Source organism: Isoptericola cucumis (genome assembly GCF_014635665.1).
Taxonomy (GTDB): domain Bacteria; phylum Actinomycetota; class Actinomycetes; order Actinomycetales; family Cellulomonadaceae; genus Isoptericola; species Isoptericola cucumis.
This window is the reverse complement of record NZ_BMDG01000001.1, coordinates 264,290-279,213: the sequence shown is the minus strand read 5'-3', so window position 1 is coordinate 279,213 and position 14,924 is coordinate 264,290. Positions and strand designations below refer to the sequence as shown.

The following is a 14,924-nucleotide window of genomic DNA, read 5'->3' as shown; positions in this document are numbered from 1 at the left end:
CGGGGAGTGAGGGGGTGGCCGGGGCCGGTGGGCCGGGGCCGGGGTGACCGGACGGGTCAGAACCTTGCGAGGTGCCACCGTACATCCAGTGCTTGCAGCAAGCAAGTGTTCTGGTGAGAGCGACGGCCGGCCGGGCCCGACACGTGGTCGGACCCGGCCGGCGACGGGTCCGCGCGGTTCCGGGACGGTCCGGGGCCGCTCGGGCGCAGCCCGTCAGGCGCGGTGGTAGGCCTCGCCCGACATGTCCTCCAGCTCGACGCCCTTCGTCTCGGGGATCTTGGTGAGCACGAAGAAGAACGACAGCACGGCGAAGATCGCGTACATCAGGTACGGCAGCGCCGGGCCGAACGTCGCGAGCATCGGGGGGAACGTCAGCGTGATCGCGAAGTTCGCGATCCAGTTCGCCGCCGCGCCGACGCCGAGCGCCGCCGCGCGGATGCGGTTCGGGAACATCTCGCCCAGCAGCACCCACATCAGCGGGCCCCAGGTCGCGCCGAAGAAGACGACGAACGCGTTCGCCGAGACGAGCGCCACGATGCCCCACGCGCCGTCGAGCGACACGTTCTCGCCGCTGCCCGTCGCCTGCGTGAAGGCGATCGCCATGAGCCCCAGCGACACCGCCATGCCCGCGGAGCCGATGAGCAGCAGCGGGCGGCGCCCGACCTTGTCGATCAGCGCGATCGCGATGAACGTCACGGCGACGTTGGTGACCGCCGTGATCGTCGAGACGAGGAACGCCTGCGACTCCTCGAAGCCGACCGCCTGCCACAGCGTCGTCGAGTAGTAGAAGATCACGTTGATGCCGACGAACTGCTGGAAGATCGCCATCACGATGCCGACCCACACGATCGGCTTCAGCCCGAGACGGCTGCCCTTGAGGCTGCCCAGCTCGGCGTTCTCCTCGTCCTCGGAGATCGAGCGGTGGATCTGCGCGATGCGGTCCTCGACGTCCTCCTCGGGACCGAGCACGGACGACAGCACCGCTCGGGCGTCGGCGTCCTTGCCCTTGCTCACCAGATAGCGTGGCGACTCCGGCATCCGCACCGCGAGGATCCCGTAGACGGCGGCGGGCACCACGGCGACGATGAACATCCAGCGCCACGCCTCCCAACCCAGCCACAGCTCGTTCGCGGCGCCGCCGGCGCTCGTGGCGAGGATCTGGTCGGACAGCAGGGCGGTGAAGATACCGACGGTGATCGCGAGCTGCTGCAGCGACCCCAGCCGCCCGCGCATGGCGGCGGGCGCGATCTCCGCGATGTAGGCGGGGGCGATCACGGAGGCGATGCCGATCCCCACACCCGCCATGAAGCGCCAGAGCGCCAGGTCCCACGCGCTCCACGCGATCGCCGACAGGATGGACGAGACGAAGAACAGGACCGCACCGAGGACCATCACGTTCGTCCGGCCCCACCGGTCGGCGAGCTTGCCACCCGACCAGGCGCCGAGCGCGCAGCCCAGGAGGGCGACCGCCACCACGAGCCCGGTGACGGTGGAGTCCAGCTCGAACTGCCCCTCGATCGCGTCGACGGCGCCGTTGATGACCGACGAGTCGAACCCGAACAGGAAGCCACCGACGGCGGCCGCGACGGCCAGCCCGGTGGCTTTTCGGTGGGCGCTGCGCTCGTTCACTGATGTCGGTGACGTGCTCGACATGGGTGTCCTCGATTCTGCCGGGTCGGCATCGGGCCTCGTCCCGATGCTAGGTCGGCACGAACGACCTGGCGCGGCGGGTGCTGCCGGGGGAAGACAGGAGGGGGGCGCGGGGAGAGACACTGAGGTGATGAACGACGCACCCAGGCCGGCCCGCCCGCGCCGGCCCGCCATGCTGGACCCGCGAGACGCCGAGCGGCTGCCCGGGTCGCTCGACCCGGCGCTGCGCGACGAGGTCGCGCACACGACGGCGCGCGCGGTCGTGCACCGCGCGCGGGCCTCCGAGGACCCGCAGGTGGTGGACCGCCTGGTGCGCCTGGTCGAGCGCGAGGGGCTCGACGTCGTCGCGGGCCTGTGGTCCGACGCGGCGCCGACCTCGCTGCCCGGCGCGCTGTGGCGGCTCTACGTCCTGCGCGAGTGGGTGCGGCGCGACCCGCGGACGGTGACGCTGCGCTACCGGCTCGGCGTCGACGCCGCCCCGGTGCACGAGGCCGTCGCGGGCGTGCCGCGCCCGCCGTCGCCCGACGACGTGCGGACCCTCGCCGACGAAGTGCTTTCCGGCGTCTATGCCGGCGACCTCGCGGTGGCGCTGGAGCGCGCGGCGTCGTTCTGCCGCATCCTCGCGACGGGCGCGGCGTTCGACGCCGACGCGCGGGAGGTCGCCGACCCGCACGGCGCCGACCGGATGACGCGCGGCGCGGCCGACCTCGAGCGCACCGCCGAGGAGATGGAGCACGCGGCGGCCTCCTGGCGCGCCGGGGTCCTCGACTGAGACGAAGGTGCAGCAGAGGGTGGGGGCCGAGGAACGAGGCACGCGCCCGGCGCGGAGCCGCAGGCTCGGTCGACGAATCGCTCGGCTGAGGCCGACGAGCGACATTTTCGAGGTGTGGCCAGGGCGTTCGGGCGAGCCCGACCGAGGGGTTTACGATGGGCGGGCGACGTCGGGCCGCGGTAGCCCCGGGCTCCATCTTCAGCCGCTACGAGCGGCCACGCGCCGAGAGGCGCTCCCGGTCCGGCGTCGCTCATCACCAGCACCGACGTGACCCGGCGGGGCGAGGAGTTCACCGCGCGTTCAACTGGTCGCGCGGTGCGGCCCCGCCCTAGTCTGTGAACGTCTCAGCCTCCACGACCACAGGAGCGTCACGTGCGCCTGCGCCTGACACCGCGCGACACCACCTACTTCGACATGTTGGCCACGCTCGCGCAGCACAACGTGGCGGGAGCCTCCCTGCTGGCCGAGCTGCTCGGCGCGTCCCGCCCGGAGCGGGAGGCGATCGTGGAGCGGCTCTCGGAGACGGAACACCTCGCCGACGACGCCACGCACTCGATCATGCGGCGGCTGAACCAGACGTTCGTCACCCCGTTCGACCGGGACGACATCTACGGGCTCGCCTCGGCGCTCGACGACTGCATGGACTTCATGGAGGAGGCCGGCGACCTCATCGTCCTGTACAAGGTGGACGAGCTGCCGCTGCGCGTCTCCGAGCTGGTGCAGGTGCTCCAGCGGTGCGCCGAGCTGACCGCCGAGGCGATGCCGCGGCTGCGGTCGATGGACCAGCTGCAGGACTACTGGGTCGAGATCAACCGCCTGGAGAACCAGGGCGACAAGCTGCACCGCAAGCTCATCGCGCAGATGTTCGACGAGGTCACCGACCCGGTGCTGCTGATCAAGCTGAAGGAGATCGTCGACACCCTCGAGGAGGCGGCGGACGCCTTCGAGAGAGTCGCGAACATGGTCGAGACCATCGCCCTCAAGGAGTCCTGATCGATGGAGGCGGCTCTCGTCGTCCTCGTCGTCGCCATCGCGCTCGGCTTCGACTACACCAACGGCTTCCACGACGCCGCCAACGCCATCGCGACGTCGGTGTCCACCCGGGCGCTGACGCCGCGGGTCGCGCTCGCCATGGCCGCGGTCATGAACTTCGTCGGGGCGCTGCTCGGCACGGAGGTCGCGGAGACCATCGCGACGTCGATCGTCGACCTGCAGGACGCCTCGAACCACACGGCCCTCGTGGTCGTGCTCTGTGCGCTGATAGGCGCGATCGCCTGGAACCTCATCACGTGGTGGTTCGGGCTGCCGTCGTCCTCGACCCACTCGCTGATCGGCGGGCTCGTCGGGGCCGGCCTGGCGGGCGGCCTGCCGATCTACGGCCAGTCGATCATCGACAAGGTCGTGCTGCCGATGGTGTTCTCGCCGCTGATCGGCTTCGTCCTCGCCTACCTGGTGATGGTCGGCGTCCTCTGGATCTTCCGCAACGCGTCGCCGTCGCGGGTGACGCGCCGGTTCCGCATCGCGCAGACCGCGTCCGCGGCCGCCATGGCGCTGGGCCACGGCCTGCAGGACGCCCAGAAGACGATGGGCGTCATCTACATGGCGCTCGCGACGGTCGGCTGGGCCTCCGACGGCGTGATCCCGCTGTGGGTGAAGCTCGCCGCTGCGGGCGCCATCTCGCTGGGCACCTACTCCGGCGGCTGGCGCATCATGCGGACGCTCGGGCGCCGCATCATCGAGCTCGACCCGGCGCGCGGCTTCGTGGCCGAGTCGGTGTCCGCGCTGGTGCTGTACGCGAACGCGTTCATCCTGCACGCGCCGGTCTCCACCACGCACACGATCACCTCGGCGATCATGGGCGTCGGCGCCACGCGACGGCTGTCCGCCGTACGGTGGGGCGTGGCCAAGAACATCGGCGCCGCGTGGGTGCTGACGATCCCGGCGGCCGCGGCGGTCGCCGCCGTCACCACGTGGATCCTGCACCCCATGCTCGGCTGACGGTCACCAGACGGGCGGCGTGACCTTCTCCACCGCGACGACGCGGGGTCCCTTGGGCGACTCGGCCACGTGCGCCATCAGCAGCTCGCCGGGCTCGAGGAAGGGGTCGCGCTGGGGGAGCACGTCGGCCACGGCCCGTCGCGAGTGCTGGCCGAGCACGTCGAGCACCGTGGGCAGGACCGGCCGGTGGGTGCACAGCACGGACGAGCGCCCCGACTCCAGCAGGTCGCGCACCGTGGCCGCCACCCGCGCGGGCGAGCGCTCGTGCTGCGCCTCGGTGAGGTTGTCGCTGTACTCGGGCCGCAGGCCGGCCGCGCGCACGTAGGGGTCGACGGTGGTCGCGCACCGCTCCCACCGGCTGGAGACGGCCGCGTCCACGCCGTACGCCGCCAGCACCGGGACCGCGGCGGCGGCCTGCGCGTACCCGGCCGGGGTGAGGGGGCGGTCCTGCTCCGACCCGTGCCACACGCTGCGCGGGACCGCCCTGCCGTGCCGCACGATGGCGACGGCGTGGGTCGTGAGGCGCCCCGCGTCGTGCGCCGCGACCAGCGCGTCGAGCGGGCCGCGGTCGGCGTCGCGCGTCAGCCTCCCGGCGGCGTCGTCGGCGTCCAGCCAGGCGAGGTCGTCGACCTCGTCCGCCGTCGGCTCCTGGACGGGGTGCCGGGCGGCGAGGGGGCGCCCGTCGGTCTTGCGCCGGGCGCGGCGCGCCGCCCAGTAGTGCACGCGCTTCACCCGGCCCTCCGGGGTGAGGTACTGCAGGCCCGGCAGCGGCAGGCCGAGCACCACCGGCTTGCCGGTCTCCTCCGCGACCTCGCGCGCCGCGGCCGTCGCGAGGGACTCGCCGGCCTCCAGCTTGCCCTTCGGCCACGACCAGTCGTCGTACCGCGGCCGGTGCACGAGCAGCACCTGCAGGCGGCCGTCGCGCACCCGCCAGACGAGCGCGCCCGCGCTCTCGATCACCGGGGCGTGGCTGAGCGACGTCGCTCCCAGGGCGTCGACGAGGGGCGACGCGGTCCCCGCCACCGCGTGCCGCGTCGGGCCGGGCCTCACCGCACCCGCTCGGGCCGGCGCCGGTGGCGCTCGACCAGGCTCGCCTGCAGGTCCACGAGGGGGTTGCCGTCCGCGTCGACGTCGTGGCGCGTCCAGCGCGCGTCGGGGCCCAGGTGCCAGGTCGACGTCTCGTCGGACATCGAGCGGTCCACGAGGCCGACGAGCTCGTCGATGTGCGCCGGGTCCGTGATCCGCACCAGCGCCTCGACGCGGCGGTCCAGGTTGCGGTGCATGAGGTCGGCGGACCCGATGAAGACCTCCGGCCCGGAGTCGGGCCCCTCGCCGATCGCCGGACCGGCCGAGTTCGCGAACGCGTAGATCCGCGAGTGCTCGAGGAACCTGCCGAGGATGGAACGCACCCGGATGTGGTCGCTCAGCCCGGGGACCTGCGGGCGCAGGGAGCAGATGCCGCGCACCACCAGGTCGACCTGCACGCCGGCCTGCGACGCGCGGTAGAGGGCGTCGATCGTGTCCTCGTCGACGGCCGAGTTGACCTTGATCTTGACCCACGCCTCGTGGCCGTCCCGGGCCGCCGCGGCCTCGCGCTCGATGCGCTCGATGAGGCCCGAGCGCACGCTGCGGGGCGCGACGAGCAGCCGGTGGAACCGCGACTGCGGCGCGTAGCCGGACAGCTGGTTGAACAGGCGCGAGAGGTCCTGGCCGACGTCGCGGTCGCAGGTGAGCAGCCCGTGGTCGGTGTACGAGCGGGCGGTCTTGGGGTGGTAGTTGCCGGTGCCGATGTGGCAGTAGCGGCGCAGCCCGTCCGCCTCCTGCCGAACGACCAGCGACAGCTTGCTGTGCGTCTTGAGCCCGACGATCCCGTACACGACGTGCACGCCCGCCTCCTCGAGCTTGCGCGCCCAGGAGATGTTGGCCTGCTCGTCGAAGCGGGCCTTGATCTCGACCAGCGCCAGCACCTGCTTGCCGGCCTCGGCCGCGTCGATCAGGGCGTCGACGATGGGGGAGTCGCCCGACGTGCGGTACAGCGTCTGCTTGATCGCGAGCACGCCGGGGTCGGCGGCGGCCTGCTCGAGGAACGTCTGCACCGACGTGGAGAACGAGTCGTACGGGTGGTGCAGCAGGATGTCGCGCTCGGCGATGGCGGCGAAGACGTCCCGCGCCGTCGCCGACTCGACCTCCGCGAGCTGCCGGTGCGTCGTGGGGACGAACGGCGGGTAGTGCAGGGCGGAGCGCTCGATGTCGGCGATGACGTTGAGGCCGGTGAGGTCGAGCGGCGCCGGCAGCTCGTAGACCTCGTCCTCCTCCACGCCGAGCTCGCGGACCAGCAGGTCGCGGATGCGGGGCGAGATGCCGTGCGCGATCTCGAGCCGCACGGGCGGGCCGAAGCGGCGGCGCAGCAGCTCCTTCTCCATCGCCTGGAGGAGGTTCTCGGCGTCGTCCTCCTCGACCTCCACGTCCTCGTTGCGGGTGACGCGGAACGTGTGGTGCTCGCGCACCTCCATGCCCGGGAACAGGTGGTCGAGGTGCTGGGCGATCACCTCCTCCAGCGGGACGAACGACGTCTGGGTGCCGCCCTTCTGCGTGGGCGTCGGGGCGCTGGGGCGGCCGCGCTCGTCGACGGCGATGAACCGCGGCAGCAGTGGCGGCACCTTGACGCGCGCGAAGTGCTCCTTGCCCGTGAGCGGGTTCGCGACCACCACGGCAAGGTTGAGCGACAGGCCCGAGATGTACGGGAACGGGTGCGCGGGGTCGACCGCGAGCGGAGTGAGCACCGGGAAGATCTGCTTGCGGAAGAACTTGTGCAGCCGCTCCTGCTCGCGCTGCTCCAGCTCGTCCCAGTGCACGATCGTGATGGCCTCGGCCGCGAGCGCGGGCTGCACGTCGGAACGGAAGACGGCCGCGTGCCGCTCCATGAGGCGGTGCGCGTCGTGGCCGATCACCTCGAGGACCTGGCGCGGGCTCATCCCGGACGCCGCGGTGACCGCGATGCCGGTGGCGATGCGGCGCTTGAGGCCGGCCACCCGGACCATGAAGAACTCGTCCAGGTTGGAGGCGAAGATCGCGAGGAACCGGACCCGCTCCAGCAGCGGCAGGGTGGTGTCCTCCGCGAGCTCCAGCACCCGCTGGTTGAACGCCAGCCAGCTGAGCTCACGCTCGGCGAAGCGGTCGGCGGGCAGCGGCTCCAGCTCGTCGGGCGCGGGGGCGGGGACCGGCGAGGCGGGCTCCTGGTCCTCGGCGATGTGCTCGGCGATGTGTGCTGCGAGCTGCGGGTCGATCGACGTCCGCGGGCCGGCCGGGGCCGTGGACCGCGTGCGGGTGTCGGTGGCCTCGGCGGACGCCGTGGCGGCCGCGAACCGGCCGTGGCCGTCGCGCGGGCGGGAGCGGGACGCAGTCATGCACCCATCGTGGCACCGATGGGTGAACGACGGGTGACGACCGCCGGGGGGTGGACCGGGGGCGGACCAGGGGTGGACCGGAGCCGCGGCTACGACGCGGTCGCGGAGGCGGCGGGCGCGTACTGGACGTCCACGGCAGCGGGCTCGAAGCCGGCGCCCGCGTACGTGGCGCGCGCGGCGGCGTTGTCGCCGTCCACGTACAGCACGGCGCGGTCGCACCCGGCGCGCGCCAGGTGCTCCAGCGCGACGGAGGTGAGCATCCGGCCGAGGCCTCGGCCCTGCGCGGACGGGTCGACGCCGACGGCGTAGATCTCGCCGTCGCGGGCGCCGTCGGGCTGGCCCGGCTCGACCTTCGTCCACAGGTACGCGACCGGCGCGACCGTGGGGTCGTCCGGGGCGCCCGGGCCGTCCGCGGGACCGGCGGGCGCGGTGGGCTCGACGAGGAAGAGTCCCTCGGGGTCGAACCACGGCTCGCCGCGGCGGTCGCGCAGGTCGTCGGTCGTGAGGCGGCCCTGCTCGGGGTGGTCGGCGAACGCGCGGGCGTTGAGCCGCACCCACGCCTCGTCGTCGGCGTCCGGCCGGAACGTGCGCACGCGGAACCCGTCGACCTGCGTCGCCGCCGTCGGGCCGGACAGCGGCCGGGCGAGCAGCAGCAGCTCGCGCACGACGGCGTAGCCGCGGTCGGCGGCGAACGCGCGGGCCTCCGGCAGGTCGCCGTGCGCCCACACGCGCAGGCCCTTGCCCCGCTGCCCGGGCGCGCCCGAGACCATGGGCAGCCGGGCGTCGCGCTCGGCGGTGCGCAGCAGCATGCTGCCCGTGTGCCGGCGGCGGTGCTCGGGGTGCACGACGAGCTCCGCCGACGCGTCGTCGCCGCCCCGGTCGACCTGCAGGTAGCCGACGACGGCGCCGTGCTTGTCGTGCGCGACGACGTGGGTCAGCCACTCGGCGTCGGTCGCGAGGCGCAGCAGCGGCTGCTCCGACAGGGGAGCGACCCCGTCGTGGGCGGCGGCGGCCTCGGCGAGGCGCCGCACGGTCTCCTGGGCGGTGGGGTCGAGGGGCCCGATCTGCAGCGGGGGAGCGGTACGCACGGTCCCATCATGCCGAAGTGTGCCGCCGGCGGGGCACCGGGGCCGGGTCGCGACGACGGCCCGCCCTGCGGTGGGGCGGGCCGTCGTCGACCGGCGGGCGTCGGCCGCCGTGCCGGGGCGTCGCTAGCCGCGGGGGCCCTTCGGGCAGCGGGACAGGTCGACCGCGGCGGACTCACCGCGTGCGAGGGTCACCTCGACCGACCGGACCGGCTTGCCCGCGGGGTTGCGGCACGAGATCGTCCACGACTCCTCGAGCAGCGTCGAGGTCTCCTGGGACTGCCGCAGCGACGGCAGCAGGTGCCACTCGAACCGGCCGTTCTTCGGCACCTCGAGGGTCGAGACCAGCTCGTGGTCGGAGGTCAGCGTCCCGCCGTCGGCCACCGGGGTGGGCGAGGACTCGACCGTGACGTCCTTGTGGACGGTCAGCTCGACGCCCGCGGGCGCGGTCCCGGTGACGACCGAGTGCAGCGCCGGGTCGGCCGCCGCCTGCCACGCCCGGACGAACGCCGCGCGGGCGCTGGAGCCCTCGTACTCCCCGGTGCCCCAGTACTGCTGCGGCACGTACTCGTACGGCGGGTGGAACCGCTGCAGCCCGTCGAAGCCCGGCATCAGCTCCGGGGTGAATCCGAAGGTCCCGTTGACGTACAGGCCGTGCTCCTCCGCGGTGCCCGACGCGTCGTAGTAGACCTCCGGCCACGGGCCTGCCGTCCAGCCGAGGAGGGAGCCGAGCTCCTGCGCCAGGCCGTCGTACGCCTCGACGTCGGCCGGCACCGGCTCGAGCGGCGACGACGGGGCTCGCAGCAGGCGGGCGTCCGGGGTGTGCGCGTTGACCGCGACCGTCACCTGATGGGAGTTGATGAGGTCGCGCATGTTCGCGATCTCCGGCTCGGAGTACGGCCGTGCCCCGTGGTGGTTGCCGGCGGTCGTCTCGACGCTCGACCCGGGGCCGCCCCAGAACGGCCCGTAGTTGCGGTTCGGGTCCACGCCGAGGTCGCCGGTCGTGGCGGCGCACTCTTCCCACGTCGGGACGACGCCGGGCTCGACGCGGCAGTTCTTGCGCTTCATCTCGTTGATGAGCTCGCGCGAGATCACGTACCCGTCGGGGTTCACCACCGGGACGACGACCATCCGGGCGGAGTCCATCAGCGCGGTGAGCTCCGGGTCCTTCCCGTAGCTCGTGACGGCCTCGGTGGCGAACTCGGTGGTGAGCTCGAGCGTCGGCCACTCCCTGGCGTGGTGCACGCCGGTGAGGAGGAAGACCGGGTCGCCGTCCTCCGCCCGCACGTCGCCGGCGATCTCGATGCCGTAGATCGGGCGTCCGACCAGCGACGTCCGCGGCATCCGGAAGAGCTTCACCTGCTCGGGGTGCTCCTTCGCCAGGGCGCGCAGCTCGGCGTTCACCGTCTCCAGGTCGCGGTAGGAGACGCGGCCGGTCGGCAGGGACGACGCCCCGGACGGGTCCTCGGCCAGGGCCGCCTGGGCGGCCTCCTCCGCGGTGCGCGCCTCCCGGAGGGTCGCGAGCTCGGCGTCCGCCGGCTCGACATCGACCTGCCAGCCGTCGCGCACCAGCCGCTTGCGGTCCGCCTCGCCGTACAGCAGCACCTCGGCGTCCGGGGACGAGACGTCCAGGACGTCGAGACCGGTGGCGAGCAGCCGCTGCTTCTGCGCGGGGGTCTCGGCGCGCACGGTCGCGACCTGGAGGGCGGGCCCGTCGTCGGCAGGCCCGGGCGGCGGGGCGGCGGAGGCCGCGAGCGCGACCGTGGTCAGGGCCGACGTCGCGACGAGCGTGACGGCGAGACGGCGGGTGCGGTGTCTCTCCTGGTGGTGCCTGAGGGTGCTGTTCACGGGCTTCCTCTCTGGCTGCGGGAAACGCGGCCGACCGGCAGCACAGCCGCCGTCGACCCTGTGCCCAGGAGGCTCCCAGAGGCGAGGAAGCCGGGCAACCGGGAAATATCGCCCCAACATCGGGCGCGGTGGTCGGCCCCGCGCGCAAGCGACGAGGGGCGGACCGCAGGTCGCGGTCCGCCCCTCGTGGTGCTGCCTGGTGTCGGTCAGTCCTCGTTCGAGGAGGGCTTCTTCAGCCCGGCGGAGATGAGGTCCATCACCGACGAGTCCGCGAGGGTCGTGGCGTCGCCCACCGTCCGGTTCTCGGCGACGTCGCGCAGCAGGCGGCGCATGATCTTGCCGGACCGGGTCTTGGGCAGCTCCGGCACGACGAGGATGCGGCGCGGCTTGGCGATCGGGCCGATCTGGACGGCCACGTGGTTGCGCAGCTCGGCCTGGACCTCCTCGGCGCCCTCCGGCGTCGTCGCGCGGTCGGCGTGCTCCCCGCGCAGGATGACGAACGCGACGACGGCCTGGCCGGTGGTGTCGTCCGCGGCACCGACGACCGCCGCCTCGGCGACGACGTCGTGCGACACGAGCGCCGACTCGATCTCGGTGGTGGACAGCCGGTGGCCGGAGACGTTCATGACGTCGTCCACGCGGCCCAGCAGCCAGATGTCGCCGTCCTCGTCCTTCTTGGCACCGTCGCCGGCGAAGTAGAGGCCCTCGAAGCGCGACCAGTAGGTGTCCTTGAACCGCTGGAGGTCGCCCCAGATGCCGCGCAGCATGGCCGGCCACGGCTCGGAGAGCACCAGGTACCCGCCGCCGCCGTCGGGCACGGAGTGGGCCTCGTCGTCGACGACGTCGGCCACGATGCCGGGCAGCGCCACCTGGGCCGAGCCCGGCTTGGTGGCGGTGACGCCGGGCAGCGGGCTGATCATGATGGCGCCGGTCTCCGTCTGCCACCAGGTGTCGACGATGGGCGCCGTGTCGCCGCCGATCACGCGGCGGTACCACATCCACGCCTCGGGGTTGATGGGCTCGCCCACCGAGCCGAGCACGCGCAGGCTCGACAGGTCGAAGCCGGCGGGGACGTCCTCGCCCCACTTCATGCAGGTGCGGATCGCCGTCGGGGCCGTGTACAGGATCGAGACCTTGTACTTCTCGACGAGCTCCCACCAGCGGCCGCGGTGCGGGGTGTCCGGAGTGCCCTCGTACAGCACCTGCGTGGCGCCGTTGGCGAGCGGGCCGTACACGACGTACGAGTGGCCCGTGACCCAGCCGATGTCGGCCGTGCACCAGTAGACGTCCGACTCCGGCTTGAGGTCGAACACGTACTTGTGCGTGTACGCCGCCTGCGTGAGGTACCCGCCGGTGGTGTGCAGGATGCCCTTCGGCTTCCCCGTGGTGCCGGAGGTGTACAGGATGAACAGGGGGTGCTCGGCCTCGACCTGCACGGGCTCGTGCACCTCGGAGGCGCCGTCGACCGCGTCGTGCCACCAGACGTCGCGGCCCTCGGTCCAGTCGACGTCCTGCCCGGTGCGGCGCACCACGAGCACGTGCTCGACCGTCGTGGCGGGCGCGCCCTCCTTGGGCGCCAGCGCCTCGTCGACGGCGGGCTTGAGGGCCGACGGCGCGCCCCGGCGGTAGCCGCCGTCGGCCGTGATGACGACCTTCGCCTCGGCGTCGGCGATGCGGCTGCGCAGCGCGTCGGCGGAGAACCCGCCGAAGACGACCGAGTGCGGGGCGCCGATGCGGGCGCAGGCGAGCATCGCGACGACGGACTCGACGAGCATCGGCAGGTAGATGACGACGCGGTCGCCCGTGCGGACCCCGAGGGACTCCAGCGCGTTGGCGGCGCGGGAGACCTCGCGCTGCAGGTCGGCGTACGTGACGGTGCGGGTGTCGCCCGGCTCGCCCTCGAAGTGGAGGGCGACCCGGTCGCCCAGCCCCGCCTCGACGTGCCGGTCGACGGCGTTGTAGGCGGCGTTCAGCTTGCCGTCCGCGAACCACCTCGCCACCGGCGCGCCGGACCAGTCGAGGGTCTGGGTGAACGGTGTGGACCACGTGACCAGGTCTCGCGCCTGCGTCGCCCAGAACCCGAGGCGGTCGGCCGCGGCGTCCTCGTACATGGACGGCTGGGCGTTCGCCTGGGCCGCGAAGGCCGAGCTCGGCGGGAACGCCCGCGTCTCGTGCAGGAGGTTCTCGAGGCTGGGGGCGGTGGTCTCGTTCTCTGGCACGCTTACCTCCGGTGCGCATCGTCGCTGGTGCGGTCCCGCCGGGCGCGGCACGCCACGTCCCGGGACGGCGGGCCCCGCGGGGTCTCGCCGTCGGGAGTCTAGACCTCACGCGTGACCGGGGTCACGCCGTCCACGGTTCGGCCGCCCTCCTTGCAAACCGGGTCCGGGCCGCCGGAACAATTCCGTAGCCCGTCCGGCAACGGACTGGTAGATCTCGACCATGACCACCCTCGACGTGACCTGGCCGCGGCAGGTGGGCCCGCTCGTCCTGCGCCCCCCGTCGAGCCGGGACGTGGACCAGGTGCTCGCGTGGCGCAACCACCCCGACGTCACACGGTGGCTGCTGCGCACGGTGGTCGAACCGGACGCGTTCCGCGAGAAGTGGCTCGCCTCGGTCGACGACCCCGCCGACCACTCGGTCGTCGCCGACCTGGACGGCGTCGTCGTCGGCACGGGTTCGCTGTCCGTCCACGACGGCGAGGGCCAGATCCAGGGCGACGTCTGGCGTGGCGCGGAGGGCTCGCTCGGCTACCTCATCGACCCGGCGTACGCGGGTCGCGGGTTCGCGACCGCCATCGCACGAGCGCTGCTCGACGTCGGGTTCCACGACCTGGGCCTGCACCGCGTCACCGCGGGCTGCTTCGCGGCGAACGCGGCCTCGTGGCGGGTCATGGAGAAGCTCGGCATGCGCCGCGAGCAGCACGGCGTCCAGGACTCGTGGCACGCCGAGCTGGGCTGGCTCGACGGCTACACGTACGCCGTGCTCCGCAGCGAGTGGGCCGCCACGCCGTAGTCGCAGGGCTGCTCACAGGCCGGCGCAGGACTCAGAGGCTGGCACAAGAACGGCGCCCGGGTTTGCTCGACCGAGCGCCGTCCTCGCCGGTCCGGACGCGGGTAGCAGGCGCGTCGTGCTTTCACCGGGCGGGTCCGTTCCCACCGAGTGCGTCCTCAACCGGGGACTTCCTGTGCGTGGGTCCCGGCGTCCGGCCGTTGACTTCCATGGAACGTCACCCGGGCCGGGGTCGCAAGGGCGGGCGCCCTCGGGGAAGGGCGCGTCAGCCCCGCCGGTAGGACCACCAGCGCCTCAGCAGCCACGCGGCCGCGGCGGCGCCGACCAGAGCGCCGAGGACGAGCACCGCCGTCGGCGGCCGCAGCACGCGGCGCAGCGCGACCGGGCGGGTGAAGGTGAGCACGCCCCAGCCGTGCTCCACGGCCGCGCGCCGCAGGCTGCGGTCGGGGTTGACGGCGAAGCCGTGCCCGACGGCGGCGAGCATGGGCGCGTCGGTGATGGAGTCGGAGTAGGCGAAGGAGCGCTCCAGGTCGTACCCCTGCGCGGCGGCGAGGTCGCGGACGGCCTCGGCCTTCTGCTCGCCGTAGGCGTAGAACTCGATCTCGCCGGTGTAGCGGCCGTCGTCGACGGCCATCCGGGTGGCGACGACGTGGTCGGCCCCGAGCACGGTGGCGATCGGCTCGACGAGCTCGGCGCCCGAGGCCGAGACGACCACGACGTCGTGCCCCAGCTCGTGGTGCTCGGCGATGAGCTCGACCGCCTCGGCGTAGACGTACGGGTCGATGAGCTCGTGCACGGTCTCCGCGACGATCTGCTGGACCTTGCTCACCTCCCAGCCGGTCGCGAGCTCGGACAGGTGCTTGCGCATCCGCTCCGTCTGGTCGGCGTCGGCGTTGCCGGCGAGGAAGAGCAGGTGGGCATACGCACTGCGCAGCACGTCGCCGCGCGTGATGAGCCCGCCGGCGTAGAACGGCTTGGAGAAGGCGGCCGACGAGCTGGTCGCGATGATCGTCTTGTCCAGGTCGAAGAAGGCGGCGACCCGGTGGCCCTGCGCCGTGCGGGCGCGGGGCGGCGTCACGGCCGGGTCGTGCGGCTGGGCGCTCACGCAGGTGAGCCTATCGGTGCCGGTCGGCAGGTCGAGGGGTGCGGCCCGCC

General features: G+C 73.2%; 11 protein-coding genes. 4 read left to right on the top strand and 7 right to left on the bottom strand.

Annotated elements, in window-relative coordinates:
- Window positions 1–213: 213 nt before the first annotated feature.
- A complete protein-coding gene (locus IEW03_RS01215) occupies window positions 214–1,653 on the bottom strand; it encodes a sugar porter family MFS transporter (RefSeq protein WP_188521818.1) in 1,440 nt (479 codons plus the stop codon).
- 169 nt (window positions 1,654–1,822) lie between these two features.
- Between IEW03_RS01215 and IEW03_RS01210 the strand changes: the two genes are divergently transcribed.
- The 3 genes from IEW03_RS01210 to IEW03_RS01200 all read left to right on the top strand — a co-directional run bounded on the left by IEW03_RS01210 (window position 1,823) and on the right by IEW03_RS01200 (window position 4,420).
- A complete protein-coding gene (locus tag IEW03_RS01210) occupies window positions 1,823–2,422 on the top strand; it encodes a hypothetical protein (RefSeq protein WP_188522009.1) in 600 nt (199 codons plus the stop codon).
- Between the two features lie 372 nt (window positions 2,423–2,794).
- Entirely contained in the window at window positions 2,795–3,415 is a 621-nt protein-coding gene (locus tag IEW03_RS01205) for a DUF47 domain-containing protein (RefSeq protein WP_188521817.1), read from the top strand.
- Window positions 3,416–3,418: 3 nt separating this feature from the next.
- Window positions 3,419–4,420: an inorganic phosphate transporter gene (locus IEW03_RS01200; protein WP_188521816.1), complete on the top strand. Its 1,002-nt coding sequence runs from the start codon at window positions 3,419–3,421 to the stop codon at window positions 4,418–4,420.
- A gap of 3 nt (window positions 4,421–4,423) precedes the next feature.
- On the opposite strand, the gene IEW03_RS01195 is transcribed toward IEW03_RS01200, so the two are convergent.
- From IEW03_RS01195 to acs, 5 genes are all read right to left on the bottom strand, one after another.
- On the bottom strand, window positions 4,424–5,443 hold the full coding sequence (locus IEW03_RS01195) for an NUDIX domain-containing protein (RefSeq protein ID WP_229737300.1): 1,020 nt from the start codon (window positions 5,441–5,443) through the stop codon (window positions 4,424–4,426).
- 23 nt (window positions 5,444–5,466) lie between these two features.
- Complete coding sequence (locus IEW03_RS01190) at window positions 5,467–7,827, bottom strand: RNA degradosome polyphosphate kinase (protein WP_188521815.1); 2,361 nt, start codon at window positions 7,825–7,827, stop codon at window positions 5,467–5,469.
- Window positions 7,828–7,916: 89 nt separating this feature from the next.
- A complete protein-coding gene (gene mshD / locus IEW03_RS01185; protein WP_188521814.1) occupies window positions 7,917–8,915 on the bottom strand; it encodes a mycothiol synthase in 999 nt (332 codons plus the stop codon).
- Between the two features lie 123 nt (window positions 8,916–9,038).
- Window positions 9,039–10,760: a M14 family zinc carboxypeptidase gene (locus tag IEW03_RS01180; protein WP_188521813.1), complete on the bottom strand. Its 1,722-nt coding sequence runs from the start codon at window positions 10,758–10,760 to the stop codon at window positions 9,039–9,041.
- A 206-nt stretch (window positions 10,761–10,966) separates the two neighbouring features.
- Window positions 10,967–12,979, bottom strand: coding sequence for an acetate--CoA ligase (gene acs, locus IEW03_RS01175; RefSeq protein WP_188521812.1), 2,013 nt, complete (start codon window positions 12,977–12,979; stop codon window positions 10,967–10,969).
- Window positions 12,980–13,199: 220 nt separating this feature from the next.
- Between acs and IEW03_RS01170 the strand changes: the two genes are divergently transcribed.
- The gene (locus tag IEW03_RS01170) at window positions 13,200–13,772 is read left to right on the top strand and encodes a GNAT family N-acetyltransferase (RefSeq protein ID WP_188521811.1); all 573 of its coding nucleotides are present in this window, start codon (window positions 13,200–13,202) and stop codon (window positions 13,770–13,772) included.
- 262 nt (window positions 13,773–14,034) lie between these two features.
- On the opposite strand, the gene IEW03_RS01165 is transcribed toward IEW03_RS01170, so the two are convergent.
- Complete coding sequence (locus IEW03_RS01165) at window positions 14,035–14,874, bottom strand: HAD family hydrolase (RefSeq protein ID WP_371870580.1); 840 nt, start codon at window positions 14,872–14,874, stop codon at window positions 14,035–14,037.
- Window positions 14,875–14,924 lie beyond the last annotated feature (50 nt).